The sequence below is a fragment of the Maritalea porphyrae genome, from assembly GCF_030159895.1.
Classification (GTDB): domain Bacteria; phylum Pseudomonadota; class Alphaproteobacteria; order Rhizobiales; family Devosiaceae; genus Maritalea; species Maritalea porphyrae.
In genome coordinates this window covers 199,987-225,934 of record NZ_BSNI01000001.1, presented here as the reverse complement: position 1 = coordinate 225,934, position 25,948 = coordinate 199,987, and the positions used below count along the sequence as shown (strand labels likewise).

At 46.0% G+C, this 25,948-nt stretch carries 23 protein-coding genes and 1 tRNA gene; 16 read left to right on the top strand and 8 right to left on the bottom strand.

Features of this window, described 5'->3' with window-relative positions; genetic code table 11:
- Positions 1 to 69: 69 nt before the first annotated feature.
- Complete coding sequence (locus QQL65_RS01130) at positions 70 to 477, bottom strand: tellurite resistance TerB family protein (RefSeq protein WP_284361175.1); 408 nt, start codon at positions 475 to 477, stop codon at positions 70 to 72.
- Between the two features lie 222 nt (positions 478 to 699).
- On the opposite strand from QQL65_RS01130, the gene QQL65_RS01125 reads away from it, so the two are divergent.
- Positions 700 to 2,307 carry a lysine--tRNA ligase gene (locus tag QQL65_RS01125; protein ID WP_284361173.1) on the top strand — a complete coding sequence of 536 codons (1,608 nt, stop codon included), beginning with the start codon at positions 700 to 702 and terminating at the stop codon, positions 2,305 to 2,307.
- Between the two features lie 70 nt (positions 2,308 to 2,377).
- On the opposite strand, the gene QQL65_RS01120 is transcribed toward QQL65_RS01125, so the two are convergent.
- The gene (locus tag QQL65_RS01120) at positions 2,378 to 3,013 is read right to left on the bottom strand and encodes a S24 family peptidase (RefSeq protein ID WP_284361171.1); all 636 of its coding nucleotides are present in this window, start codon (positions 3,011 to 3,013) and stop codon (positions 2,378 to 2,380) included.
- A gap of 175 nt (positions 3,014 to 3,188) precedes the next feature.
- Here QQL65_RS01120 and QQL65_RS01115 point away from each other — a divergent pair, with 175 nt between their 5' ends.
- Together QQL65_RS01115 and QQL65_RS01110 are read left to right on the top strand one after the other, a co-directional pair.
- Positions 3,189 to 3,527: a DUF952 domain-containing protein gene (locus QQL65_RS01115; protein WP_284361168.1), complete on the top strand. Its 339-nt coding sequence runs from the start codon at positions 3,189 to 3,191 to the stop codon at positions 3,525 to 3,527.
- Positions 3,528 to 3,530: 3 nt separating this feature from the next.
- On the top strand, positions 3,531 to 4,643 hold the full coding sequence (locus QQL65_RS01110) for a quinone-dependent dihydroorotate dehydrogenase (RefSeq protein WP_284361166.1): 1,113 nt from the start codon (positions 3,531 to 3,533) through the stop codon (positions 4,641 to 4,643).
- 58 nt (positions 4,644 to 4,701) lie between these two features.
- On the opposite strand, the gene QQL65_RS01105 is transcribed toward QQL65_RS01110, so the two are convergent.
- A complete protein-coding gene (locus QQL65_RS01105; protein ID WP_284361163.1) occupies positions 4,702 to 5,364 on the bottom strand; it encodes a YiaD family glycine zipper/OmpA-like lipoprotein in 663 nt (220 codons plus the stop codon).
- A 240-nt stretch (positions 5,365 to 5,604) separates the two neighbouring features.
- Here QQL65_RS01105 and QQL65_RS01100 point away from each other — a divergent pair.
- The 3 genes from QQL65_RS01100 (at position 5,605) to QQL65_RS01090 (ending at position 8,856) form a co-directional block, all read left to right on the top strand.
- Positions 5,605 to 5,681 (top strand) — tRNA-Met (locus tag QQL65_RS01100).
- Positions 5,682 to 5,983: 302 nt separating this feature from the next.
- Positions 5,984 to 7,078, top strand: a complete 1,095-nt coding sequence (locus QQL65_RS01095) for an SIR2 family protein (RefSeq protein WP_284361162.1) — start codon at positions 5,984 to 5,986, stop codon at positions 7,076 to 7,078.
- Positions 7,075 to 8,856 carry an ATP-binding protein gene (locus QQL65_RS01090; RefSeq protein WP_284361160.1) on the top strand — a complete coding sequence of 594 codons (1,782 nt, stop codon included), beginning with the start codon at positions 7,075 to 7,077 and terminating at the stop codon, positions 8,854 to 8,856. Before QQL65_RS01095 ends, QQL65_RS01090 begins: the two co-directional genes overlap by 4 nt.
- Positions 8,857 to 9,211: 355 nt before the next feature.
- Here QQL65_RS01090 and QQL65_RS01085 read toward each other — a convergent pair whose 3' ends face one another.
- The 3 genes from QQL65_RS01085 to QQL65_RS01075 all read right to left on the bottom strand — a co-directional run bounded on the left by QQL65_RS01085 (position 9,212) and on the right by QQL65_RS01075 (position 12,560).
- Positions 9,212 to 10,408: a hypothetical protein gene (locus tag QQL65_RS01085; RefSeq protein WP_284361158.1), complete on the bottom strand. Its 1,197-nt coding sequence runs from the start codon at positions 10,406 to 10,408 to the stop codon at positions 9,212 to 9,214.
- Positions 10,409 to 11,052: 644 nt separating this feature from the next.
- The gene (locus QQL65_RS01080) at positions 11,053 to 11,496 is read right to left on the bottom strand and encodes a hypothetical protein (protein ID WP_284361155.1); all 444 of its coding nucleotides are present in this window, start codon (positions 11,494 to 11,496) and stop codon (positions 11,053 to 11,055) included.
- 695 nt (positions 11,497 to 12,191) lie between these two features.
- Entirely contained in the window at positions 12,192 to 12,560 is a 369-nt protein-coding gene (locus QQL65_RS01075) for a winged helix-turn-helix transcriptional regulator (protein WP_379863027.1), read from the bottom strand.
- A 113-nt stretch (positions 12,561 to 12,673) separates the two neighbouring features.
- On the opposite strand from QQL65_RS01075, the gene QQL65_RS01070 reads away from it, so the two are divergent.
- The 6 genes from QQL65_RS01070 (at position 12,674) to QQL65_RS01045 (ending at position 19,088) form a co-directional block, all read left to right on the top strand.
- The gene (locus QQL65_RS01070; RefSeq protein WP_284361154.1) at positions 12,674 to 13,369 is read left to right on the top strand and encodes a glutathione S-transferase family protein; all 696 of its coding nucleotides are present in this window, start codon (positions 12,674 to 12,676) and stop codon (positions 13,367 to 13,369) included.
- Positions 13,370 to 13,399: 30 nt separating this feature from the next.
- Positions 13,400 to 14,104 (top strand): DUF899 domain-containing protein, encoded by a 705-nt coding sequence (locus QQL65_RS01065; RefSeq protein WP_284361152.1) that lies wholly within the window; start codon positions 13,400 to 13,402, stop codon positions 14,102 to 14,104.
- Positions 14,091 to 14,876, top strand: coding sequence for a DUF2182 domain-containing protein (locus QQL65_RS01060; RefSeq protein WP_284361149.1), 786 nt, complete (start codon positions 14,091 to 14,093; stop codon positions 14,874 to 14,876). The genes QQL65_RS01065 and QQL65_RS01060 overlap by 14 nt, the downstream gene beginning before the upstream one ends.
- Before the next feature lie 19 nt (positions 14,877 to 14,895).
- Positions 14,896 to 15,405: a nuclear transport factor 2 family protein gene (locus QQL65_RS01055; RefSeq protein ID WP_284361147.1), complete on the top strand. Its 510-nt coding sequence runs from the start codon at positions 14,896 to 14,898 to the stop codon at positions 15,403 to 15,405.
- 944 nt (positions 15,406 to 16,349) lie between these two features.
- Entirely contained in the window at positions 16,350 to 16,616 is a 267-nt protein-coding gene (locus QQL65_RS01050) for a hypothetical protein (RefSeq protein ID WP_284361145.1), read from the top strand.
- Between the two features lie 1,533 nt (positions 16,617 to 18,149).
- Positions 18,150 to 19,088 (top strand): tyrosine-type recombinase/integrase, encoded by a 939-nt coding sequence (locus tag QQL65_RS01045; protein WP_284361144.1) that lies wholly within the window; start codon positions 18,150 to 18,152, stop codon positions 19,086 to 19,088.
- Between the two features lie 113 nt (positions 19,089 to 19,201).
- On the opposite strand, the gene QQL65_RS01040 is transcribed toward QQL65_RS01045, so the two are convergent.
- Positions 19,202 to 19,948, bottom strand: a complete 747-nt coding sequence (locus QQL65_RS01040) for an alpha/beta hydrolase (protein ID WP_284361142.1) — start codon at positions 19,946 to 19,948, stop codon at positions 19,202 to 19,204.
- Positions 19,949 to 20,057: 109 nt separating this feature from the next.
- Positions 20,058 to 20,978, bottom strand: coding sequence for a LysR family transcriptional regulator (locus tag QQL65_RS01035; RefSeq protein ID WP_284361141.1), 921 nt, complete (start codon positions 20,976 to 20,978; stop codon positions 20,058 to 20,060).
- A gap of 55 nt (positions 20,979 to 21,033) precedes the next feature.
- On the opposite strand from QQL65_RS01035, the gene QQL65_RS01030 reads away from it, so the two are divergent.
- From QQL65_RS01030 to QQL65_RS01015, 4 genes are read left to right on the top strand one after another with little or no spacing between them, the layout of a single operon-like run.
- Entirely contained in the window at positions 21,034 to 21,606 is a 573-nt protein-coding gene (locus QQL65_RS01030; RefSeq protein ID WP_284361140.1) for a TRAP transporter small permease, read from the top strand.
- On the top strand, positions 21,603 to 22,913 hold the full coding sequence (locus tag QQL65_RS01025) for a TRAP transporter large permease (RefSeq protein ID WP_284361138.1): 1,311 nt from the start codon (positions 21,603 to 21,605) through the stop codon (positions 22,911 to 22,913). The genes QQL65_RS01030 and QQL65_RS01025 overlap by 4 nt, the downstream gene beginning before the upstream one ends.
- 24 nt (positions 22,914 to 22,937) lie before the next feature.
- Complete coding sequence (locus tag QQL65_RS01020; protein WP_284361136.1) at positions 22,938 to 24,062, top strand: C4-dicarboxylate TRAP transporter substrate-binding protein; 1,125 nt, start codon at positions 22,938 to 22,940, stop codon at positions 24,060 to 24,062.
- Between the two features lie 58 nt (positions 24,063 to 24,120).
- Positions 24,121 to 25,824: an alpha/beta hydrolase family protein gene (locus QQL65_RS01015; protein ID WP_284361135.1), complete on the top strand. Its 1,704-nt coding sequence runs from the start codon at positions 24,121 to 24,123 to the stop codon at positions 25,822 to 25,824.
- Positions 25,825 to 25,948: the final 124 nt, after the last annotated feature.

Here is a 25,948-nt window from a genome sequence, read left to right as displayed (position 1 = left end):
TTGCGTAGATCGGAATAGTCACTTGTTGTGCAACAATGTGTGATGTGAAGGTGCTCTATTGGCTTGGATCTATTCTACGCGGTGGCGGGCTTGGGCCGCGAGTTCAATTGCAGCGGATGTGAGTTTGTTCACTTTCAAGCGACCGCGCAAAAGCTCCAAGATGCGGACCTCTTCAGGTCGAATATCAAGGTCAGCAGCCGCCACTTCAACTGCAACAGCATAGGCCGTGTCTCGCAATTTTGGCGGAATTGTTTCTGCGATTAAATCCAGTACATTGTTCATGCCATTGTCATTATCTAGCGCGTCGGCGCACTGGCCACAAACAAATGGCAAAGCGTCTTGAGTAAAGTCGCGGAAGATCGGCAGGTTGCGAACGACAGAGCCGATGCGACCCAACTCTTCGTCTGACATGCGGCGGTCTGATGCTGACACCATAACCATGATGTAGACGAGTGCTTCTTGTGGCGAAAGTGACATTTTTTGCCCTCATTGAGTGTGGTTTGTTGGTTCGAAAAACTAGGAGCGTTGAGCCTCAATTACAAGCCAGAACTCAAACTAATTTGTTCTTGGCAATGTAGCGCGGCATTGACGCATCTGCAAAGGTGTGCGAAATCGCGTGAATTGCTAGTTTTCAACGCTTGTTTGAGATTTCAGCATGGGCAATATCACACCATAATTTTCCAACCAAAGGGCAGCCAAATGGCAAATACCCCCACCATCTTTGACGCAGAGTTTTTCGCAAACGCCGCCAATGCGCGCGCATGGCCATTTGAAGAAGCGAAGAAGATTGTCAAACGGTTGGAAAAATCGCCCAAGGATGAGGTGCTGTTTCAAACCGGTTATGGCCCATCTGGTCTGCCACACATTGGTACATTTGGTGAAGTTGCACGCACATCTATGGTGCGGACCGCATTCCGCTTGCTGACCGGGGACAAAATTCCATCAAAAATCATCTGCTTTTCAGATGATATGGATGGGTTCCGCAAAGTGCCGACCAATGTGCCGAACCAAGAGCGCATGGCTGAATATTTGGGTATGCCGCTTACCAAGGTGCCGGATCCATTTTCAGACGAATATCCAAGCTTTGCGCACCACAATAATGCGCGTTTGCAAAAGTTCTTGGATGACTTTGGCTTTGAATATGAGTTTGTCAGCTCAACCGACTATTATACGTCTGGTGTGCTCGACAAGGCGCTTTTGCGCATGCTCGAAGTTTACGACGATGTGATGAAGGTCATTTTGCCAACGCTTGGTGAAGAACGTCAGAAGACTTATTCTCCGTTCCTGCCGCTGTGCCCGCGCACAGGCAAGGTGCTTCAAGTGCCGATGATTGCACGTGATGTGGAAGCGGGGACCGTGACCTATATCGACCCCGAAACCAATGAAGAGGTGACTGTTCCGGTTACTGGTGGTGCAGTGAAATGCCAGTGGAAAGCAGATTGGGCTCTTCGCTGGTATGCGCTTGGTATCGACTATGAAATGTCGGGCAAAGACTTGATTGACAGTGTGCGTTTGTCGTCTCGCATAGTGCGGGCCATGGGTGGCACGCCGCCTGAAAGTCTGAGCTATGAGCTGTTCTTGGACGAAAAAGGCCAAAAGATTTCCAAATCAAAAGGCAATGGATTGTCGATGGAAGACTGGCTGACATATGCGTCGCCTGAAAGCCTTGCACTGTTTATGTACCAAAAGCCAAAGACGGCTAAGAAGCTCTATTTTGATGTGATCCCTAAAGCGGTTGATGAGTTTTACGCGTTCTCAAAGGCGGCGGAAAAGCAAACGCCTGCGGAGCTACTCGAAAACCCAGCAACGCACATTGCAGGCGAATTTCCGCCCGCGCATGAATTGCCAATTAGCTTTGCGTTGTTGTTGAACCTTGTTTCTGCAGCGAATGCTGAAGATAGTGACGTGCTTTGGGGCTTCATTTCACGCTATGCGCCAGATGCGACGCCAGAAACTCATCCAGAGCTTGATCGCTTGGTTGGATATGCAATTCGCTATTTCAATGACTTTGTGAAGCCGACCAAAGAGTTTCGCGCTGCAACTGAGCAAGAAGCCAAGGCAATGGCTGAACTTGCGGCTCGACTTGATGAAGTGGAAGACGCAACTGACGCCGAAGCCATTCAAACGTTGGTTTTTGAAGTTGGCAAAAAGTATGAGTTCGAGCCGCTGCGCAACTGGTTTAAAGCTCTTTACCAAGTGCTCTTGGGACAGGATCAAGGGCCACGCTTTGGTTCTTTTGTAGCACTTTATGGTGTTGAAGAAACAAAAGCATTGATTGCTAAAGGTTTGGCTGGCGAGTTGCTTTAGTCACAATTCAAATTGATTGCCATTTGCGAAACAGCTGGTCTGTTTTGCAAATGGCAAATGATCGACTGCGCTACTGACTTGCCCAAAGAATGCGTGCTATCCAATCGACCTCGTTGGTGGACAATGCCCTTGGCGGATGCTCTGGGTTTAGGGAATGCAATTCAATATTGTTGGCGGTTTGGCGATGTAGAATTTTTGCCATGACCTCGCCATCGTGGGTGCGCACCACCACGCGGTCACCGCGCCGAATTTGTTCGGCTGGGGATACGATAATAACGTCACCATCTCTATAGAGTGGCAGCATGCTATCACCGCTAACCTCTAACGCATAAGTGTTGGAGTTTGGTCCAACGGGAATGTTGACTTCGTCCCAGCCTTGGCCAACCGGGAAGCCGCCACTGTCGAAAAAGCCGCCTGCGCCTGCTTGGGCGAAACCCAACAACGGCACCGCAGCTTGGTGGTTGTCCGCCTGTTCATAAACGCCACCTCCAGCCAAAAACTGATCCATGCTTTCGCCAGCGGAGCCAAGCATTTTCGCAATGCTTTCGGTCGAGGGCCAGCGTTCGCGTCCGTCTTTTGAAACGCGTTTTGAAGGGTTGAAGGCTGTTGGGTCTAGACCGGCCATGCGCGCTAGTCCGGACACAGAGAGGCCGCGTCTCTGTGCAAGCGAATCTATAGCGGACCAAATGGCGCGATGGGTGATCATAGTATTTCCATAATAGAGCAGGAATAATTTCTGCCAACAAGGACAAAAGTCCTATTAGTTGTTAACTATCCTTAATCCATTTGTAAAGTGCGAAAGCAAAAGAGTCAGGCTTTTCCTTGCTTATTGGCCAATATTTCCCTAAGTCCGATGCAAAGCAAAATGCATAGTGGTATTTATGAAAATCTACAAAGTATGTTCAATGGAACATTGGCAAAAAGCGCAGGCAGAAGGTGTTTTTACAGGTGTTGCGGTTGATTTGGCCGACGGATATATCCACTTCTCAGCCGCTGACCAGTTAGCGGAAACACTGTCTAAACACTTTAAGGGGCAGACCGACTTGGTTTTGCTGACCGTCGATGCCGGACAGATCGAAGAAAAGCTAAAATGGGAGCCATCACGCGGTGGCGCGCTGTTTCCTCATCTCTATGCCGATTTGCCGCTGCGCGCAGTTATTGAAGAGCATGCGTTGTTGACCGATGAACAAGGTGAGTTTGTCTTACCGGAAGGCCTGTAAAAGATGATCTCCAAATTCGCAAAGTTTTTGAGCCATCCAACCATTCAGAATTTTTCTCGCGATGGGTTGTTGCAGCTTGATCCTGAAGTGGCGCACCAATTGACCATTAAGGCGATTAAGCTTGGTGCTGTGGCGCCGCAAGAAACAGAAGATCCAAAATTTTTTGCAACCGAGATCGCTGGGTTACATCTAAAAAACCCGATTGGGATGGCGGCTGGGTTTGATAAGAATGCAGAAGTCGCTAATCAGCTTTGTGATATTGGGTTTGGTTTTGCCGAAGTGGGTACAATTACGCCGCGTCCACAGGATGGGAACCCAAAGCCGCGGCTGTTTCGCGTTCCGGAAAAAGAGGGTGTGATCAACCGGATGGGCTTCAACAATGAGGGTCACGACGCTGCATATGAACGTTTGGTGCGTAACAAACAACCTGGCACAACCATTGGCATAAATGTGGGCGCAAACAAGGATAGTTCTGACTTTGTAGCGGATTATGTGGCCGGCGTGACGAAGTTTGCACCAATTGCCGACTATTTGACGGTCAATATTTCATCGCCCAATACCCCCGGTTTGCGTGATCTGCAGTCTGGCGAGGCGTTGAAGCGTTTGTTGGGTGAAGCGCTGAATGCGAGGGCGAAATCGTCTGTTCGTGTGCCGGTATTCTTAAAGCTTGCGCCTGATCTAAATGAGACTGAAATGGATGAGGTCGTCGACGTTATTCGTCAGGTTGATTTGGACGGTTTGATTATCTCCAACACTACATTGTCGCGTGAGCAAGTTGCGGGCTGTAAAAATGCAAACGAAGCGGGCGGTTTGAGCGGTAAGCCATTGTTTAATTTCTCGACCATGCGTTTGGCTCAAATGCGTATGCGTGTTGGCAATGATTTGCCTATTATTGGGGTTGGGGGCATTCATTCGGCTCAATCTGCCATTGCAAAATTCTCAGCCGGTGCGAATGCGATCCAACTCTATAGTGCATTGGTATTTGGTGGCATGGAATTGCTGCGCGATATTAAGAACGGCGTTGCCGTGAAAATCCGAAATGGCAAGCTCAAGAATGTGCAAGACCTTACTTCAACCGATGTTGAAAGCTGGGCGAGCGGCAAAGCGCAAATCTGATAAATAAAAACCCGAGACGTTCGCCTCGGGCTCTTGATATTTGAATTTGTGTGACGCTCTAGGTCAGCGGTGCAATTTGGATTTCAACACGTCGGTTCGCCGCTTTGCCAGCTTCTGTTGAGTTTGTGGCAATGGGTTGACTCTCGCCATATCCGGTGACGTAAATCCGTCGAGGATCAACGCCGACACCTGACACATAGTTAGCTACAGACATCGCCCGGCGATTTGATAAATCCATATTGTATTGCTCAGAGCCCGAAGAATCAGTATGGCCGTAAACATCAACCAATGTCTTTGGATAGCGCTGTAAGACGGTTGCAACTGATGTCAGCACTTTGTGGAACTGAGGTTGCACCTGATCCTGATCGACGCCAAACGTGATGTTTGAAGGCATATTGAGGATGATGTTGTCGCCCTGGCGGGTAACGGTTACCCCAGAATCAGCAAGGCCAGCACGAAGTTCTGCTTCTTGTTTGTCCATATATGCGCCAACGCCGGCGCCAGTAAGAGCGCCGAGCCCTGCACCAATCAAAGCGGCGCTACGCGCGTCTTTGTTTGCCACTGAGGCGTAAACAAGTCCAGCGAATGCGCCAGCTGCAGCGCCCGCTGCGCCGCCCTTAACAGAGTTGCGCAAATCGCCTGCGTCGTTGTTCAGCCAAGTTGGTGTGCAGCCTGAAAGCGCAAGTGCTGTCGCTGCTACGATAAGAATTGGTTTTTTCATGATTTTTTCCAATGCCGCCAAAAATCTCTTTGTCATGATACATGACTTTGCGGCTAGAAAAAGATCATCAAATCCCTGAATTTTTGATAATTTTGCCAAGGTTGGGGATTTGATGAAAACTGTGTGGTGGTTTTGCTTGACAAGGTTTGCTCACCCGCTTTATATCGCGCTCGAACAAATCAACAGCCAAGCTGTTCGATATGTTCATGTTTTGCCTTTTGTTCCAATCGGCAAATGTGTGGCGGGGTAGCTCAGCTGGTTAGAGCAGCGGAATCATAATCCGCGTGTCGGGGGTTCAAGTCCCTCTCCCGCTACCAAAATTTTCATTATATTGCAGGATGTTAGGTGGGAGAAGCACTTCGCGTTTTTGCGTGTGGATTGGCTTGGGTTGCATTTGGGTTTTTGCCTCTGGTGATTTCTTCCCTATGACTTGGAAATAGTGAGACGTTTGGTTAGACTTCAATTATATTAAGAATACGTGCGGGTTGACGCTATGAGATCGATGTTTAGTTGCCATCAAGAAAGTCGACTCTAAATATTGCGTGTTTATACATGCCCAGCACAACTTTTCAGGGAACATACTATGCCAATAATTCGGTCAGAGCTCTATGACAAAAATTTGAATTTTCTGATCGGTTCGGGTGCTTCCCACGGTTTATTTCCTACTTTGGCATTAGCGATTAAAAACTCCCAAACTGGCAAAAATCATACATTTGAAACTCTCGTAACCAAGTTTGAAAAGAATAAAGTCCTGAAATCACTGCTCTTCTCTTGGTATGTGGAGAAAGTGATTAAACCGGCGACCCAATTCGATATTGAGCTTTTGTCACTTTTAGGAAGTGATGTGGAAGACGAAGTTATTGCGAACTATGAAAAATTTATGTCTTCAGTTCTGACACTTCTTTCTCGCAAATCCTACCTTAACCGCGCAAATGTTTTTACTACAAACTACGACGGGATGATCGCGCATGTGGCTGAAAAAATGTTACGCAATGGAACTGCTGACTTCGTTCTAAACGATGGTGGTACTGGATTTATAAAACGTACGTTAGATGCAAAGTCTTTTAACCGTACCTATCAAGATCATGGCGTTTTTGATCGGCATGCCAAGAGTGTGCCTCAGGTCAATCTCATTCAAATGCATGGGTCAGTTTATTGGTACAAAGACGGCGACCGAATTGAGATTTCATATCGACGCCAACATGCGGTTGATAGGATAGATGATGTACCTATGCTGGATTGTTCTGAATTAGGCAAGCTACTAGGGGATGAGCAAAAGTCAGATGAAGATCTATTAAAGCTTCAGGTCGAATATGACACTGACGTTATAGATTTATTCTGGGAAAAGTACGAGCAGCTTCCAGTCGTAAATCCAACGAAGTGGAAATTTCACGAGACAGTTTTTGAGGAGCACTATTATCAAATGCTTCGCCTTCTCAGCTATGAGTTGGAGAAACCTAATACCGTTTTCATAATCTTTGGTTTTTCCTTTGCTGACGAGCATATTCTAAACCTTGTCAAACGCTCCTTATCAAATCCATCGCTCAAACTCTTCATTTGTTGTTTCAATGATAAAGACCGGGAAGAGTTAAACGCGAAGTTTGAGATTTTTCCAAATGTCGAACTTGTTTCGTTGGATGGGGATTTGAACTTCACTAGGTTTAACTACGAGGTATTCGCCGTGGGCGAAGCAGCATCGGTTAATGCCACATGAGTATCCAAATCGGTGAGGTCATTGCAGTCATGGGTGTAGAGGTTTCACTCCGTGCCTATGAAAACTCAAACTTGGAAACGCACTTCTATAACGGTCGGCGCTACAAAGGCGTTTCGATTAGAGAATTCATTTCAATAGAGCATGGGTTTCGTGAGATTATATGCATAGTTGAGGGGGAGTATTTAGACGAGAGAAAGGCTGAACAGGTTGGTGCCCAAGTGCGCTATGAGCGAAAATTGAAAGCGCGACCGATAGGCTTTTTTGAGAATGCCAAATTCTATGACGGCATCAAATTTCTACCCAAGATAGGTGATCCAGCCAAATTACTGTCTGAGGAACAGGTTAACAGAATATTTGAGCGCAAAGCCAATTCGGACTTTGTGATTGGCAAATTAATGAAGGAAGAGATTGCAGTCTCATTGCCGTGGCAGAAATTGTTCAACAGCCACTTGGGAGTTTTTGGGAATACAGGGAGTGGGAAGTCAAACACTCTCGCGAAACTCTTTACTGTTCTATTTGATAAAAAAATCGATGAAATTGCACAACATAGCCAATTCATATTTTTAGACTTCAATGGCGAATATACAGGCGAACAGATCGTCCAATCAAATCGAAAGTGTGTGCTTCGTTTGAAGACACGCACCAATGACGGCGATAAGTTCCTTTTACCAGAGGAAGAATTCTGGGATGTGGAAACACTCGGCATTCTATTCCAGGCGACGGCCAACACACAAAGGCCATTTTTGCGCAGGGTGATTTCTGAAAGAGAGAAATTTCGTGATTATCCAGAAAGTCTTAACAACTACGTGCGATCGATATTTGAACGTGTGTTAATGTCTGAAAGTCCAAACCCAGAAGCTTTAGAGTTGCTAAAGTCTCTATCCAAAAATCTTGAACTCTGCAAGGATTTGGTCGTTGCAATTCACAATGTTGGCTATAACAATAGGAACCCGGGATTTTTCTATAAAACCCAGCATGACAGTCACTACTTTTCCACCGGAAAAAACACTTACAATGATTATTTTTCTGAATTGGTGGAGGCGATTGATGTAGGGGAGGTCGGGGGCTTTAAAGAGTTGCAATGTAGAGCTGAATTAAAGCTGATTTCGGACATCCTCTATGGTTTCGCGCAATATGATCATATCAATCCGTTGCTTCGCCGAATTGAAGCCCTAAAAAATGACTTTTCTAAAGTGCTTGCGGTCGGGATAGAAACGACTAATTCGAAAGCCATCACGGTCATTTCTCTACGGGATTGCAATCAGGATGTGAAAAAAATACTGCCTATCTTTTTGGCCAAACATTTCTACAACTCACACAAAGAAAGAGTTTCGAATTCTTCGCCTCCTAATTCTACAATGCATTTGGTTATTGATGAAGCTCACAATATTCTGTCTCAGCAGTCAACACGGGAAATGGAAAGCTGGAAAGACTACAGACTCGAGCTCTTCGAAGAGATCATAAAAGAGGGTCGAAAATTTGGCGTGTTTATTACTCTTGCTAGCCAACGTCCGGCAGATATTTCGGCGACCATTGTGTCGCAACTACATAATTACTTTATACATCGACTGGTAAACGATCGAGATTTGGCACTGCTCGAAAACACCATTTCGACTTTGGATAGCGTCTCTCGTAGCCAAATCCCCATGCTGCCACAGGGGGGATGTGTGGTAACTGGAACGTCTTTTGATATTCCAATGCTAATACAAGTCGATAAGCTAGATGGTGACAAGGAACCGGACAGCAGCGATGTAAACCTTGAGAAATTGTGGAGCTAGTATGGCGAAGCTAAATATCATGGCGCCAAGGCTGCTTGCGAGCTTGTTTTTGAAAATCTCATTTCGTTAGCAGCTTTCTCATTTCCTTATCCCCATCTGAACCATTAACCCATTGCCAAGGCGTTCGTGGTTTATGCGCAGCGAGCGCTGGACAGTTCTTTTTGTCACGTGCAGCTGTGCGCAATTTCTTACGGGCTTCGCGTGGGTGAGGCATATTAGCCAGCGGATTTCCCAACATTTGGCACTTTTTGTAGTACCAGATTTGTCGGTTTGGATTGATGTATCGCCTATTGGCTGGGAAACTCCGGAAATTGCCGCATACAGCCGCCTCTAATAACTGGTATTATCTATGTCCTTACTTATATAGATTGGCAGTAGAATAGCTGCTAGTTAATTTACCCAGGCGAGAAGAAACCACGGCTTGCAATTCTTTGTAGCTTACCGTTCTTGATCCCAGATACCTAATTGGCGCGGGTTTCTTGAACCGTTTCTCAAACCTCATAGCCCTTTCAAAAGGGCGCTGCTTCATGCGATACGCGCCTTGGGCGAAAAATCGTTCTTTGTCTAAATGCATTGCAATAAAGCGCCGGAGCTGATTTTCACTGACTATTGTCGGATCGCAAAATCTTGGCAGTCCGAATTCAAAGAATTTTGAGAAGGTAGTTTTGAAGTTTAATCCTTCTAGGTCTCGGAGAGAATACAAACCTGTTTCCTCAAGCGTGTGCCTGCCTAGCGTTACTTCAATCCTGCTTCTCTGCTTTTCGAGTGGCAGAATATCTCTCGTGCGCTTGCTGGGGTCCTGCTTGTCTAGCTCTTTGTGCATAATCCGCCAACTTGTGTAGGGGGTATTCTGGGATCCGAAGTAAACCGTGGAACCCAATGTGGGCTCGAGCTCAGGTGTTTCGATTACTTTATTAGAGCAAATCTCATTCTTGGTAAGCATAAAATGCCGGGTGTATGTCTTGCTTTCATTCCCCCCTGAAGGGGAGACCATGCGCATACCATCACTCCTTGTGGTGAAATGGTCATCGATTGGCAGGAAATGTCGCACAAGTACAGCATACATTCTTGCAAAACTCTCGATCGAAATCGCCTTGGGCCTAAAGTCCAGCGAGAGTTCCAATAGGACGATCTTTGGATCGGTTGTTAGTTCTAAGTCGTTTTGAAACATCTGTTTAAGTTTGTGGAAATGTTTCGGTTTGAACTCCTGTATGCGAAACGTGAACCGGCAATCCTCAGGTTGCGCCTGTGACAAGTCTTGAACCCAAATACTTTCCTGTAGATGCTTTTTTAGATGCCGACGAATGTCTTGAAAGATGAGACCATGCCGTTTGGGGCGAATTTCAAATTCAACAAAATCGAGGCAAAAGCCAGTTCGGTATTGTCTCAGGTCGATCTGTGGTCTGGCAATGTATTCGTTTGCGTATCTCTTATGCCCCAATCGGTAGTCTGAAGCGGGCACCAGGTCGTAGTGTAGCAAGGTTGGCGTACGGGTGTTTAGCAACGGATCGTTGAGGCGGGCATTCTTTACTTCAACCGGACCAAACTTCATATCTTTTTCCCTACTTGCTGAAGCGTGCCATATTGGGATTGGATCGATGGAAAACAAGTATCCGTGTTGAAGATATTTTTGCTTTGATTGAATTCCATTTTGTTAGAGGAGCATAGAACCGCGGTTGATTGTGGCAACTGCGTGCATCCCCATGCTTAAGTGCTGGATTTTCTAGGACATCGAGTTCAAAAGGACGCGGCGCGGCTTGGTATATATTTGGCTCAATAGCAAAATGGTTAAATTCGCTTCCATTGCGTTATGAACCCGTTCTTATTTGTTCGGTTTTGTGGGTGAGGTTACACTTTGCTTAATAGGTCAGTTTATCGGTCGATCCCGCAACGCCGGTTGCTAGCCATTCCTAATTATTGGACTTGTTTTGGGGTAGGGTACCAATTGAAAAACGTGGGATTGCTTGTTGGACTATTTTGTCTCCGTTGAAGCAAAAATAGTTTTTCAAACTTAACTACAGCTGACTTTTTTTGGTGTTTTAGTGTTGTAGTTCAGCGCTCAATCGCTGAGCGTATTTTTTAGCTGTTTAGCTGTTTAGCTGTTTAGCTGTTTAGCTCCACAGTAGTTGTCGAACAACTTTAAGGATTTAGCTGAGGAAAGCGATTTCATCAAACGGGCTTCCCTCAGTCATTCTCCTAGCTCAATAGAGCAATTAGCACGCGCTTTGCCCTTTCATCAAATACAGGGTGAGGAACGGATGACCGGATAGTTTGGATAATTTGGCGCTCAGTCTCCGATAGTTTTGTGTCTAGTTCTTGCTGGATTGCAACGAACAGCTCTTCTCCAAAGTGTTCCATCATCATCAGGCGAAGCAGCTTGCCTTTCTGAATCTCTAAGGCTTTCTCTAAATCCATTGCACGCTCAAAGGATACTTTTGTTGACCCTTGTTTAATCATCGTCAGCATGTTGGGGTTTTGGTAGTTGGCTTCTGCGGCAATTACTTTTTGTGACTTGCCTTCAAGGCGTAACTCTTCAATCCGGTCTGCAACGAATTGCTGCACAGTTTTCTGCGTTTTACTCATTTTTGTTGGTCTTTTGTAGTGCGTTGAACTTACTTCACTAATATTGCAACCGAACATTGGGACTGTTCGTTAATTTGAACTTGCCAAATCATTTTTGAAAAGTTCCATATTGGCTGTTACGCGAATCCAAGCTGAATCTGCATAGTTGAAGTGCGACACTTGTTTTTTGAATCCGAGCTATACTTAACATCGTTTTGATGTTGGGTGCATGAGTGTGATTATCAGTTTTGAAAAGCACAGTTCAGCGAACAGAGATTTGAATTTAAAGTGGGTCTAAAATCAGCTCTGAGGACAAAGCGAATATGCGCGAGTAGTTCGACGCGACCGTTAAAACGGCATATATAAGTCGGTCCGAGTTAGTGGTATATATTCAAACGCTGCGAAAAAGATACTGAGGTCCGGTATTGCTTGAAATATTTTGTGGTCCCGATTTGAGTAAACATTTCGCAGGAACGAATTGCCGCTTTCGCCGGTGGAGTTTGTCACGCGCGTTCTTTCTTAAAATTGCTCGGCGCACCGCTTCGTTGAGGGAGTGATATGTCCGGGTCATTAGCTTCTGTTTAAACGGCCGAACATAACTCTCCCTATCGGTGAGTTTAGGTGGCACGGCGGCTCGGTGGTCTAGTCTGACACTGTTGCAATATTGTTCACTAGGTGGCGTCCGTGCTGGGCCGAATGGCGGCAACGGAATGAATACCTGCTTTTTTCGTATTTTGCCAACAAGTTCAGGCGCGCCATTCGCCTAACACGGACTATTCTAAGTCCGTTTCGGCTGAGTGTTTCAGCCACCAGTTGTGCATACACTGAAACATATCACTTAGGTCCAGGGCTTTCTGAGTAGCTGTGTATTCCACCCGCGGCGGCACCTCCGCATAGATTTTACGTTGCACTAGACCGTCTTGCTCAAGTGCGCGCAATTGATTGGTCAACATTGTCTGTGTGATGCCGTCGATCATGCGTCGCAATTCATTGAATCGCTTTGTTCCGCGGAAAATGAGAATTTGGAGTACGATTAATTTCCACTTTCCACCGATTAGCTGTGCAATGTCCGGCATAGGACAAAGTTCTGAAATATCAATATCTTGAACATCTTTGTGGGATTTCGAGTTGCCTAAAAGCATTGATATGTGCTCCAACAGTATCAAAAAGAGTACTATATACGAAAATACTGCCTACTTGTAAACAAATACTAAGTAGATATCTTCTTATCAACACAACTTGGAGACGAATTTGAATGCTTACTCTTCATACATTTAGCGGCGCACCACGTGGGTGGCGGGTATTAATGGGCCTGGCATTTAAAGGTCTAAAGGCAGACATTCGATTCATAAGCTTCTCTGAATCAGACCAATTCACACCAGAATTTAGGGCCATCAATCCACGGTCTACAGTGCCTGTTTTGGAAACGAAAGACGGTGTGCTGCGCGACTCCATTTCGATCCTCGCTTGGTTAGATAGAGCTTATCCCAGCATTCCACTTTTTGGCTCCACGCCTGCGCAAGCACGAGAGATTTGGCAGATCACAATGGAGTGTTGTGATTATTTGCGTGAGGCCAACCGCCAACTGCTGACACCCGTATTTGCAGGTGACGGCACTATTCCGAAACCGGGCAGTCAAGAACTGACAACCTTACGAACTGCTGCAAAACTTGCTCACAATGAATGCGCCTATCTGGAAGACATCTTGAAGGATGGGCGATTGTATCTAAGTGGCGAAACGCCAGGAGCAGCTGATGCTGTTGCATTTCCTGAAATTCGCCTTTTGCAACGTGCTATCGAAACTAAGCCTGACTTGACCCGTGAGCTTAATTTCACTCGATTATCTGAGGACTATCCACACGTTTCTGCGTGGATCGATAGACTTAACAAAGTCCCAGCAGTGCGTGCGACTATACCCACGCATTGGAAATTGTCCCCAGCAGCAACCTAATCCCTAGTTTGATATTCAAAGGAAAATACAATGACTCCGACAAAATTCGCCAGCCGTGAAGAATGGCTAACAGCTCGCCGTGCACTACTTGAGATGGAAAAGGCGCACACCCGGGAAAAGGACAAAATTACAAGGGCCCGGCAAGCACTGCCCTGGGTGAAGTTGGATCAAGATTATTTGTTTCAAACTGACACGGGGGAAGTACCGATGTCAGACCTATTTGGCGACCACAGTCAGTTAATTGTCTATCACTTCATGTACGGTCCAAAGTGGGATGCCGGCTGCGTCAGCTGTTCCTTTTGGGCGGACAGTTTTAACGGTATTGCTTCGCATCTCGCGGCGCGGGACATCGCATTTGTGGCCGTTTCGAGCGCACCTATGGCGATGATCGCACCGTTCAAAAAACGAATGGGGTGGAATTTTGACTGGGTTTCCTCCAGTCCAAGCAGCTTCAACTCAGATTTTAATGTGGGTTTTGGCCCGGATCGGCCCAAAAATAGACCACTGATGTACAATTTTAGCGAAATCGAATCTGCCTTTATGGATGAAATGCACGGTACGAGTGTTTTTGCCCGAGGCGATGATGGTGCAGTCTATCACACTTATTCGACTTATGGCCGAGGTCTAGATATTACCAATGCTGCTTACAGCTATATCGACATGACACCCAAAGGTCGAAATGAAGCTGCTGAAGGCAACCCGATGAGTTGGGTCAAGCACCATGACAACTATTAATTTTGGCGTTGGTCCGCTATTGCGCTCCAACTTAATTGCCGGGTTTGCTACGCTAGCCATGATCTGCTTGTGCTGGCTATATTTGTTATCTGGTGCCGGCATGGCAATGGACATCCTTGAGATGTCGGTGTTTGGCATCCCCAGTCTTGTTCTCAGTGCTGTCGAACAAGAAGAGGGCATGCAAATGTCTACAGTGATGATCAAGCCCAGCCTGTTCGGCACAACAACGATGTGGTGGCTGATGATGATAGCAATGATGCTACCCGGCACTTTGCGCCATCTCCCTGTGTTGGGCAGCACTTCAATACGGGTCTCCATGTCACTTGGAATGTTTTTATCTGGGTATGCCGCAATTTGGCTAGGTTTTTCGCTGATCGCTACAGCAATGCAATATGGATTGGTATCCGTGAACGTTTTGCACCCGACGAAAATGTGGAGCACGAACGCGCTATTCAGCATCATACTTCTATGCACTGCTGGGGCAGTGCAGCTGACAAAAACAAAAGCAAAACATCTATTTGCGTGTCAGCAGCAACCAACGTCGCAGTCTCCATGGAAGTTGGGTCTGAAATATGGGGCACACTGCCTTTTTGCTTCATTCTTTCTTATGTGTTTGCTTTTCGTCGGTGGTGTCATGAACATCTTTTGGATCGTAGGGCTGTCACTGATCGTGACAGTAGAAAAACTATTGCCTGCTCCACGCTTGTTCAGTGCGGCGATCGGTCTGATTTTCATCATTGCGGCGGCGACAATCGTTATCTCAACTATATAGACCTTAAGAGGATAATCTTATGCTAAACAAGCAGCAATTTATGCTGGGCACGACTGCCGTGCATGGAAATGAACCGCCGACAAGCGGCTCTAACTTGGCGCCTCACGAGCAGATTTATTCGCTTCTCAATGACTATGCTCATACATTGGATTCGGGACGTATTGAAGACTGCGCAGCTTTGTTTGCTGACGCTGACTTCGCAATTGAAGGCGTTGCAACAGTTCATGGCAAAGAAGGCGTTGCAGACTTGTTTTCCGTTATTATTCTTTACCAAGATGGCACACCTCGCACAAAGCATCTCATTTCAAATGTTGAAATTGCGATTGGCCATAATGGTAAAACGGCTCGTGCCGTCAGTTATCTGACAGTAATGCAGCAAGTCGACGCACATCCACTTCAACCAATTTTTTCAGGTCTATATGCTGATGAGTTTGTTCTACGGGCTGGACTTTGGGCGTTCACGTCTCGCAAAGTTTCCAATGCTCTGTTTGGCGACATGAGTCTGCACCTCACTGCACCACCAATTTGAGGTTAGTCGTTATAGGTGAACAGAACTTCGGGCACTTTGGTTTTTAACTTGAGCCGCGAAAGAGTTTCGAAAATGAACAATTTGTCTAATCTAGTCGCGTTCTCATAGTTTAGCCTCCAATTCAACATCTCCTTTCTAGCTGAGAAGTCGATAGTATTCCGGTAGATCTTGGCGGTGTGAACGCTCGATAGTGTCGGTCAATTGAGGTGTCGCGCGTTTAGTGTAGCTATGGCGTTTTCCTAAGACTCTGACTTACCAAAGAAACATTGCCCGGGACCCGTGGTCGTAGTCTGTTCAGGTTTCTTTGATGCGGCAAAAGCACTTATATATGACAGGATCGACGAATTCAATTTGGTTTCGCCTAGCGGAGTTTTTCTTAGACAGCTATAGATGCACGCCAACAATGCCCGTTTTGTCGAGCTGTGAGCTAAATTGTTCAAAGTTTCAATGTGACAGGAATAGCAGCTTTGCGAATAGCACTTAAGGACGACGAAGGGCTCAAAGTGGTCCATAATCTCATATATATTGCCAAAGTCGGCTTTTGGGGCGATTAACTTCTGTTTGAAATGGCACATAGCACGCTGAACCATTGACACGCTTGATGCTAGACTTTGTCAAAGTTGGCGATTTATAGAATCAATCTGCTCGATTTGAGTTGTCAGGTACGTCGACTGTGCCTGATCAGTTATGGAGTAAAAAGTGTTAGCTGGCAAACATTGTCGTACTGCGGCGGGGTAATGCACGTATAGTCCGTCATTCGGTCAGCGGGCAAATACCCACAGGCGGCTGTTGGTAACTTTGCAACTATTCGCTGCGCTTTGTTCCGTCATCGGATTTGGGGATGTATATAAAAATGAAAACGCGTATTTGTGCGTCAATGTCGTAAGCAGTAAAACAAGTCATTAATAACGTAACACAGCTCCAGTCTATGTTAGGAGTTGTAAGTGCCGACTTATTTCTTTTTGATTGCGTTATTGAAGGTGCTAGTTAAACTTCTTTTGCGCAATGAGCAGAAGACCAACCTGCAAACTGCGCGTCTAAAGCAAAGCCTGATATTTGGGCTTTCTCCTAAATTGGCGGGATATCTCATGATCGAGGTATCTCGCCTTTGTCGTCCGGACTATAAAACAATCGGGCCAATCGGATTGCTGCTTAAAACTGCTGGGGTGCTCACAGGCGCGACTCAAGAGTTTTTGATGATGTGGGTGTAGTTAATATTGAAAACCTCGCTCAGCGAGCTTCTGGCTGAATCCTATTATTGGTCATGCACATTGGTTTGTAGCTTGGGGTATTATGCACTTTTTGAACGTGCGCGGCATAGCGTTAGCGATACAAGCTTGAGCGAATATAGCTGCTAGATGAAATTCGCAATGCATCCATTCCAAAAGGCAGGGTGATTGTTCAACTTTGAATTGCCGGGAAGTGAAACGAAGTCCAAATCTTGCTTGACCAGATCAAGTCCATTTCAATAAAAATTGTCCAACTCTTCTATATATGTTTGTACCTTAATAAAGGTATATACTATTTAGATGAGTAGGCAGAATTTTAACTCAAAATCACACATCCCGGTCATTGTAAAAGTCCTAAAGTTGGACTTCACCGGGTGCTAAATATGTCCAACTTTTGTGACTCACGACCATTGAAGTCCTAATTCCATGGTGAATTCTGGCCAAAGTCCAAAAAAAGAGGCGATCACCGAAGTGACCGCCCTATAAGTTGGCAAGTCCTAATATCCGGTTGGACTTACAATTACGAAAGTGTGCATGGTCGTGTCTAGCAACCACTCACGCGCTCACCGGATGAAGCGCAATCTCGTGATGATTTGTTATAGCGCACCGGCTGCTGGAAGAATAGCGGTGTACGTAGCTTTGTGTCGGTGTGCGGTTGTTGGTGAAAGGGTAGGGTAACAGCGGGCTGGGAGTAGGCTTTTTGGGCGCTTGACTTCCAGTGCGGTGGGCGGGCGCCCATTTTCATCTATCACTTCTCGCACCCTCTATTTCTCTAAATTCACCCACAATACTTAAACAACTCTCAGTGACTTCTCTGCAGGTCTAATCACAATCTTACCGTCAAACACTCCATCTACTCGCGTTCGTTTCACTTGCAGCCTAGATCGTGTATTGATCAATATACTATTCTCTTTGGTCGGGCCTTGGTTTGTTGTTACTTCACTCACAAACGCACTGCAATTGGCTAAATAGATGATTGGCTATATCTGTATCAATTCGCGTTAGAATGCTGTTTCTATTTCGCGTAAAAAGTGCGCGAAAAATCGTTTTTGTTAAATCTGTCAACCTGAGCATGCGAGAAGCCTGGAAATGCTGGGTTTTTGTCAACTTGAGGATAATGATCTGGTTGACAATACTGGCGTTTTGGTTGACAGCGGCCCGATTTGTCAACCAGCTGTCAACCAGCTGTCAACCAGCTGTCAACCAGCTGTCAAACCCAGCAAATGACTTTGGCGCGTTCCGGTTCATGTTATTCCTTCTATCCCAACCCATATAGCCGGTTTTTGACCGTAGGGCAGGGCCCTCGTGCGCCAAAAGCGATGTGCTGTCTGACAAATGTTCTTGTAAAGGCAATGGTCCGTGATTTCATGTATGCGGATGTAGCTCTTCTCGCATGTAGTTTGCTCGTTTGGCGATCCAGTCTCAGCGTTAGATTTCATTTTTTTTCGAAAATATTCAGCACCCCAATCGACGCGCGGGTATATAATAGATGTTGAAACTAAATGGAGTGCATCTATGCAGCCCAAGACAGTACGCGATGCCGCAAGTGTGTGGATCTTGCGATGCGAACTCGATGAGTTGGAGAAGTCCACAATACGATCATACAAAGGACAATTGAAACATCATATTCTACCGTTATTAGGCGACAAGGAACTCAAGGCTCTTACTCGACGCACTGTTCGGGAGTTTCTGGATGCAATGCTTGCCAAGTCTACACGATCAATGACCGCAAAGGTGCTTACGTCACTTCGTTCCCTACTTTCTGAGGCGGTTGATCGAGAATGGATTGATTATAACTTTGCGAAGGATATCAAGCTAAGAAAGAATAACCGGTTAGCCTTTCAGCCAGTTTTTCCAAGTAAAGCAGATTTACGAGCGTTGCTTGAAAACTCAGTTGAGAAAGACAAACCCTTTTGGACCACCGCCATATACACAGGCATGCGACTCTCAGAATTGAGAGGCCTAAGGTGGGACAATGTGAACTTTGAAACTGGGATCATATCAATAACGCAGCGAGCAGACGAGAATTTCAAGATCGGTCGACCAAAGAGCAGGGCGAGTGAACGAAAAATTCCAATGGCACCTAGCGTCATCTATCAATTGGAAAGATGGAAGCAAATGTGCCCGAAAGGACATTTAAACCTGGTTTTTCCAAATGGTAAGGGCAATATTGAGAGTTCGGCCAACATTCATTCTAGAAAATGGCAACCACTTATGAAGTCTGCGTGCCTTTTGAATTCAGAGGGCAAGCCAAGGTTTAACATTCACGCTTTGCGACATGGCGCAGCTTCGCTCTTTTTGGAACAGGGGTGGCCGATCAAAAAGGTCCAATCGATATTAGGGCACTCGAGTATTTCAATGACAATGGATACATACGGTCATCTTATGGAAGACGTTGCGAATGACGTCGGGCTGTTCGTCAAGCTTGAAAGGGACCTTTTGACCAAGTCGTAACTTTGAAGCGGTGCTGGCATTTTTCGTCAGCGCCGCCTCCGAAATGTGGCCAAACCAACAGGACAAAAGTCTTGAGTGTATTCCGACATAATTTGATCAATAGGTTACTGTAGTTAGATAAGATCAAGTTTGATAAATGAACTGATTTCTTGAGCCATAAATTCCTTGTCATGATCAAGCGTTGCCACATGGTAGGAGTTTTCAAGTAGCTTGAGCATAACTGTTTCTGAAGCGACAGAATTTGCGATTCGTTTGCCATTTTGGGGGCTAACTACATGGTCCTCGCGCGACTGAAAAATTAATATCGGCTTTGACATAAGTTCGAGCATTTGGCCGGTGGCACTGGCTAAGATATATCGTTCTTTGAGGGCGCGACATGGGATTTTATCGTAGCAGATTTCACGAATACTGGGGTCTTTAATGTCAGAACCGATTCCATCGTGATAGGCTTTAGGCTTGTCGTCAAAAATAGCCAACATTTGGTACGAAGAATACAGGCCCGTGGACGCGTTTATGGTGACAACATTTCGAATTTCTTCTGGAAAACGAATAGCGATGTTGAGCGCAATAGTTCCGCCTAGCGATAACCCAGCGACAGTAATTTTCTGGTGTTCTTTGCGCAAATCGTGAAGGGCATTTTCAGCGGAAGCCAACCAGTCGCGGAACCCTGTTTTTGCAAGTTCTTCAGGTGTTTCTCCGTGCCCGGCGAGTCGTGGAGCATGGACTGTTGCGCCTGTTAGTTCATGAAGTCGTTTGCCCAGCCATTTGACACTTTGCGGTGTGCCAGTGAACCCATGGATCAACAAAATTCCTTGTTTCGAACCGTCTAGCTTAAAAGCTTCTGGGCTATTGATATCCATCTGTAAATCCACGTTATAAAAATGCTTCGCCTTATTTTGCGGAACATTGTGTAGATGGATAAAATTCTCAAATACCGATCTTAGATCGTTTGATCACTAAGAATGATCACTATGCAATATTGAACCGATCGATGTAATAGGAACGGAACAGTCGCAGTAGTGCAGTGTCCGCGGCGTGGCTCCATGCCATATTGATATCAACGGTGGCTTGGAATGAGTTTATTGTCCGTACTTTTAAAGAGCGGGGAAGGGAAGGTTCGATACCTACGGGCAGCAAAGTTAACCCACGACCATTCAACACCCTTTGAAAAATTACGTGAATATCCCATGCTTCATCTAAAACGTTTGGGTGAATCTGGTGTTCTTTGAACGCGGCATCCAAAAATAGTCGATATGGCCGCCAATTGTCTCGAACGCCCAACACAAGGGGGGTCGTGTTTAAGTCAATTTCAATCGCACTGTTCGCTTCTAAAGGCTCAACAATTCCGACCGCTGATCGCCATATTGTTTTTTGCTTTATTGCTTTGTCGCGAACCGTTTCGTGTTCGAGTTGAAACCCAATATCAATGTTCCCTTTTTTCAAATTACGCATCATACTGTCCGTCGACATTATGTGCATTTCAATTTGAACATTCGGGTAAACAGCCTGAAACTCTTCTATTCCCTTTGTGAGCTCATTTGAGTTCGCCAAAGCAGAATATCCAATTATGATATGCCCCATTTTGCCAGATTCTGATTGTCGTGAACTTCTTATCGTGCGTTCAAACTGGGCGACGGTTTGACGCGCATCATCTAGAAAAATTCGGCCATTTTCAGTGATCGAAATTGATTTGGTGTTGCGCTCAAAAATCTTAAATCCAAGATCTTCTTCGGTATCACGAACAGCCTTTGAGATTGCGGGTTGAGCGACGTTTAAAATTTCAGAAGCTGCGCGAAACCCGCCGGCGTCCGCGACTGCCAGCGCATAGCGCAAATGTCGTATATCTAGCCGCGATAGCCTGTAAACCATACGTTCTCCTTGGATAGCCATTGATAACGATCCGCGATCAATTGATCAAGTAATGCTACTTGCTTGATTTGAATGTGTGGAAAATATTCACAATCAAATTTGGGGCGAGGAGTTGGTGAGTTTGGATTGGTTAATGTTGGAAAGAGTTTTCCAAAAAACGTCGCGCATGCTGATGTATCTCGGCGGAGCGGGTTTGATGTTGATGATGCTCAATGTCACGTTAGATGTGTTTTTGAAGGCGGTATTTAATTTTCCCATTCAAGGCACGGTAGAGATTTCTTCTTATTACTACATGGTTGCAGTTGTTTTGTTGCCGCTCGCATTCGTCGAGTATGAAGATTCCAACATCAACGTCGACCTCATCTACAACTTACTGCCGGCTCTTGCGCAAACCATTTGTCGTTTCGTTGCTTATGCGTTGACGGTGGCCGTATTGAGTGCAGTTGCATGGCGCACAGGCATTGATGCCGTTCATTCCTTTCAAATCGGAGAAGTTGTGATGGGAAGTCGTGAGGTCATTGTTTGGCCTGCCCGCTGCATATTACCATTTAGTTTTGCGTTGGCGGCATTCGCCTCACTCTTAAAGGCTGTTCAGCTATTTCGGGGCGAGGATTCGCGTCAAACTCCAAGTAGGGCAGATGCGTCATGACAGGCAATTTGATTGGATTTGCCGGCATTGGCGTACTTTTCTTGCTGCTTGCATCACGCGTTTCGATCGGGGTCGCGCTTATGCTGGTTTCTATCGTAGGTATTGCGCTTTTAACCAATGTGACCGCAGCGTTTGGAATTGTGAGCGCGCTTCCGTTTAACTTCATCGGTGATTGGTCACTTACTGCAATTCCCATGTTCTTATTGATGGGCTTTGTTGCCGCGAACACCGGCCTTGCTTCGGGGGCGTTTGACTTGTTGGGTGCACTTATGGGGCGAGTGCCTGGTGGGTTAGCATCGGCGAGCGTAGGTGCGTGCGGTCTATTTGCTGCGGCTTCTGGTTCAAGTATTGCTACAACTGCGGCCATGTCGCGGATTGCCGTGCCTGAAATGCTCAAGGCGGGATATCATCCTTCTTTGGCAACGGGTGTCGTTGCTGCATCTGGGACTTTAGGTTCCCTAATTCCGCCATCAATTTTGATGGTATTGTTTGGCATTTTCACCGAACAGTCTATTGGTAAACTCTTTATCGCTGGTGTGGTTCCAGGGATATTGTCTGTCGCGATCTATGTCGGCATGATTACCATTCGCGCCGCGCTAAACCCAGCCCTAGCACCGCGCATGCAGAGCCGTTTAGACATGCAGCTAATCGGCAGGCTTGTCTTAAACGTGTGGCCGTTTCCTGTGCTTATTGTTGGTGTGCTCGGCGGTATTTTTGCCGGTTTGTTTACGCCGACAGAAGCGGGGGCAATTGGCGCTTTTTTTGCACTCATTATTGCAGCTGTTCGCCGAAGCCTTACACTTGAAAACTTAGCAGTGGCGATAAAGCAAACAGTTGTTGCAACATCATCGATATTCTTTTTGTCGCTCGGCGCCGTTATGTTTACCCGTTTTATGGGGCTGTCTGGCGTGCCAAGAGTTTTGGCAGACAGCATGCTGATGATTTCGGGTAATCCTATCGTCATCATTTTGATGATTGCTGTGCTCTTCATCATCTTGGGCATGGTCATCGACTCCATTGGCCTGATGCTTCTTACGCTGCCAATTGTGTTGCCTGTGCTTGAGGCAACAAGCATTGATTTAATATGGTTCGGCATCATAACCGTTAAGCTTTTAGAAATCGGATTGGTTACACCGCCAGTTGGGTTGAACCTTTATGTGCTGCATAGCGCTTTGAGCGGCCGTGTGGCGCTAAAGGATATCATTTACGGCACCACATGGTTCATCGGAATGGACCTTCTCACACTTGCAATCCTCGTCGCATTTCCTGCGATCGTATTGTTCATGCCCTCAATGATGATGGGTTAATTTGTTCTTTAATTGGGAGGAAGAATGAAAAACTTCAAGAAAATTTGTTTCGTACTTGGAACGTTAACGGCAACTAGTACAACAGCAATTGCCGCAAACTATAATGCTAATCATTTCTTTGCAGAACGCCATTCAATGGTGCGCGGGCCTTATGTCGAGTTCGCAAGACGCGTTGCAGAGAAGACAAACGGCGATGTGACTTTCCAAGTCTTTACCGGCGGATCGTTGTTGCCGCCCGCGGCATCCTTGCAAGGGCTAAGAGATGGTGTTGCGCAGATAAGTTATCATGCAGGCACCTACACGCCAGCAGAACTGCCGGTGGCAAACCTGATCGGCAATATGGCATTTTACAACACAGATCCAATGGTGATGGCCTTTGCATCTACCGAGTTCGGATTGACCAACCCTGCGGCCCTGGAAGAGTGGGCGAAAAATGGTGTAGTTTTCGGTGGGGGGTACTCCACATCGCAATATTTTATGATGTGTAATACCACAGTTGAAACTCTAGCTGATGTTAAAGGAAAACGACTACGCATGCCTGGCGGTGCGTGGACAAGATTTGCCGAATATATCGGGGCTGTGCCGGTCTCAATCCCTTCAAGCGAAATGTATACGGGTTTGGATACGGGGTCACTTGACTGCGCCGTAGCAGCTGCTGACGCATTAGATAGCTTTAGCCTCAAAGACGTTGTGACGAGCATGAATACGCTAGCGATTGGCAACTATTATGCCGGTTTCGAGTGGGGCTACAACAAAGCGTTTTGGCGTGGACTGAGCGAAGATAACAAACGCGTTCTATTTGATGAAATGGCATATGAGCTTGCTCAGCATCGCCTTGCTTTCGACGCTGATGTCAACAAAGCCGTGGATGCTGCGAAATCAAACGGAATGCAAGTTTATTCACCAGATGAGGCACTTGTCAGTTCCTTAAATAGATTTGTTGCTGAAGATGAAAAAGTGCTCATTGAAAATGCAAAAAAGCGCGGTGTTGAAAATCCTGAGGAGATCCTCGCTCAGTTCAAATCAATTGTCGACCGGTGGGATGCCTTATTGAACAGCGTTGATCGCAAAGATGTCGACGCGCTTGCTGCACTAGCTAAAACTGAAATTTATGACCGATTGGACCTAAGCACCTACGGCATGAAGTAAGAAAATTTATGGTGGTTGGAAATCTTGATTTCCGACCTCTTTTTGTGAGGAGAATGAAATGCTTCTTAAAAATTGGAAGTTGTTTCTTGTTGGATTGACGTTTGTGCTTGTTGGGTCAGTTTTGGCGCATTTTGTGCAAACTTCAAACGGTGTAGAAATTAAAGATACGCGCTTTATTGGCGCAAACGGCAAGCTACAAAGTGGTTTGCTTTATGTGCCTGAAGGCGTGAGTGCTGAAAACAAGGCACCGGCAATTTTGGCGGTACATGGCTATATAAACTCACGTGAAGTTCAAAGCGGCTTCGCGATTGAATATGCACGCCGTGGATACATTGTTTTGGCACTCGATCAAACTGGACATGGTTATTCCGAAGGCGCAGCTTTTTCCGCTGGCTTTGGTGGGCCAGCAGCGCTTCAATATCTGCGCGGTTTAGATATCGTAGACGTTGATAATATCGGTTTGGAAGGCCACTCGATGGGTGGTTGGACTGTTTTGGCCGCTGCGGCTACTTATCCAGATGATTACAAATCGATCGTTCTTGAAGGTTCAAGTGTCGGCGCCCCGTTCGCTGCTGAAGGAACCACTGAATGGCCGCGCAACGTTTCCGTCGTGTTTTCTAAATTTGATGAGTTTTCACAGTTGATGTGGGGAGTTGCAAAAGCGGATGACATTGAAACCAGCGAAAAGCTACAAAAATTCTTTGGCGCAGATGATGTGGTCGAAGAAGGAAAGTTATACGGCGATATCGCTCAAGGTAATGCTAGAATTCTATGGCAGCCTCCTGTTACGCACCCTGGTGACCACATTTCGCGCGCGGCGATTGGTCACTCAATTGATTGGTTCGATAAAACGCTTGAGGGAGCGGAAAGCATCCCGTCCTCAAACCAAGTTTGGTATTTTAAAGAACTAGGAACTCTGATTGGGCTTGTCGGTTTTGTTGTGGCGCTTTTGGGCGTGTTGCAAGGGCTTTTGCAAATGCCAACGTTTGCGAACATGCGAAAAAAACCTCAGGAGTTTGCTTTTGAAGAACGCAACCCTAAGTGGTTGGGTTTGTTTCTATTTAGTACGATTTTCCCTGTAGCGAACTATTATTTCTTGTTCAGTTTGGCACAAGGGTGGTTTCCTGCTTCAGCATTGTTGCCACAAACAATTACATCTCAGGTTGCCTTTTGGGCGGTAATAAACGGTGCTGTTTTCGCGGTTTTGGGACTTGTAGTTCGGGGCAATTCGGTCAAGTTTGAACTGGATGTTGCCCGGGCCGCGTTGCTTGCCATTTCTGCAGTATTTGTAATGTATTTCATTACAATGTTTGTCGACTTCTTCTTCAAAGTTGACTTTAGATTTTGGTTTGTTGGCGTGAAGTTGTTAAGTGCCGAGCGCTTCGCAATTGCACTGATCTATTTGGTGCCATTTACCGCTTATTTCGTGTTGGCAATGCGTGCATTGCACGGTGGGCTTTCTATTCGAAAGCAAAGCACACTCCAGACTTATGCTTTGAATGCATTGGCTTTAATGGGCGGATTTGCCTTGTTCCTTGTAGCGCAATATATTGCGTTGTATGCAACTGGAAAGCTGCTGACACCTAGTGAGCCTTTAAACACAATTGTTATGTACCAATTTGTACCAATTCTGCTAACCGCAGCAATTATCAGTACATTTTTGTACAAACGCACGTCGAGCTATTTGCCTGGCGCATTTGTGAATGCCTTGTTGGTGACATGGTACATTGTCGCCGGCCAAGCAACTCAATTTGCATTTTAAGCTTGAGCATTTGACGCTGGTTGATTTCTAAATTCAGCTGAATTTGATTATAGAAAAATTCGGTGCTGATGCGCATACGTGCATCAGCATATTTTTGCGAGAACTTAAATGTTGTTCATTGTAA

Excerpts from the sequence above, each read along its gene's own strand:
- QQL65_RS01130 (WP_284361175.1), bottom strand. The coding sequence starts at position 477 with ATGTCACTTTCGCCACAAGAAGCACTCGTCTACATCATGGTTATGGTG.
- QQL65_RS01120 (WP_284361171.1), bottom strand. The coding sequence starts at position 3,013 with ATGATCACCCATCGCGCCATTTGGTCCGCTATAGATTCGCTTGCACAG.
- QQL65_RS01035 (WP_284361141.1), bottom strand. The coding sequence starts at position 20,978 with ATGGCTATCCAAGGAGAACGTATGGTTTACAGGCTATCGCGGCTAGAT.
- QQL65_RS01080 (WP_284361155.1), bottom strand. The coding sequence starts at position 11,496 with ATGTTCGGTTGCAATATTAGTGAAGTAAGTTCAACGCACTACAAAAGA.
- QQL65_RS01115 (WP_284361168.1), top strand. The coding sequence starts at position 3,189 with ATGAAAATCTACAAAGTATGTTCAATGGAACATTGGCAAAAAGCGCAG.
- QQL65_RS01125 (WP_284361173.1), top strand. The coding sequence starts at position 700 with ATGGCAAATACCCCCACCATCTTTGACGCAGAGTTTTTCGCAAACGCC.
- QQL65_RS01090 (WP_284361160.1), top strand. The coding sequence starts at position 7,075 with ATGAGTATCCAAATCGGTGAGGTCATTGCAGTCATGGGTGTAGAGGTT.
- QQL65_RS01070 (WP_284361154.1), top strand. The coding sequence starts at position 12,674 with ATGCTTACTCTTCATACATTTAGCGGCGCACCACGTGGGTGGCGGGTA.
- QQL65_RS01060 (WP_284361149.1), top strand. The coding sequence starts at position 14,091 with ATGACAACTATTAATTTTGGCGTTGGTCCGCTATTGCGCTCCAACTTA.
- QQL65_RS01040 (WP_284361142.1), bottom strand. The coding sequence starts at position 19,948 with ATGGATATCAATAGCCCAGAAGCTTTTAAGCTAGACGGTTCGAAACAA.
- QQL65_RS01105 (WP_284361163.1), bottom strand. The coding sequence starts at position 5,364 with ATGAAAAAACCAATTCTTATCGTAGCAGCGACAGCACTTGCGCTTTCA.
- QQL65_RS01065 (WP_284361152.1), top strand. The coding sequence starts at position 13,400 with ATGACTCCGACAAAATTCGCCAGCCGTGAAGAATGGCTAACAGCTCGC.
- QQL65_RS01055 (WP_284361147.1), top strand. The coding sequence starts at position 14,896 with ATGCTAAACAAGCAGCAATTTATGCTGGGCACGACTGCCGTGCATGGA.
- QQL65_RS01020 (WP_284361136.1), top strand. The coding sequence starts at position 22,938 with ATGAAAAACTTCAAGAAAATTTGTTTCGTACTTGGAACGTTAACGGCA.
- QQL65_RS01110 (WP_284361166.1), top strand. The coding sequence starts at position 3,531 with ATGATCTCCAAATTCGCAAAGTTTTTGAGCCATCCAACCATTCAGAAT.
- QQL65_RS01025 (WP_284361138.1), top strand. The coding sequence starts at position 21,603 with ATGACAGGCAATTTGATTGGATTTGCCGGCATTGGCGTACTTTTCTTG.
- QQL65_RS01015 (WP_284361135.1), top strand. The coding sequence starts at position 24,121 with ATGCTTCTTAAAAATTGGAAGTTGTTTCTTGTTGGATTGACGTTTGTG.
- QQL65_RS01085 (WP_284361158.1), bottom strand. The coding sequence starts at position 10,408 with ATGAAGTTTGGTCCGGTTGAAGTAAAGAATGCCCGCCTCAACGATCCG.
- QQL65_RS01045 (WP_284361144.1), top strand. The coding sequence starts at position 18,150 with ATGCAGCCCAAGACAGTACGCGATGCCGCAAGTGTGTGGATCTTGCGA.
- QQL65_RS01075 (WP_379863027.1), bottom strand. The coding sequence starts at position 12,560 with ATGCTTTTAGGCAACTCGAAATCCCACAAAGATGTTCAAGATATTGAT.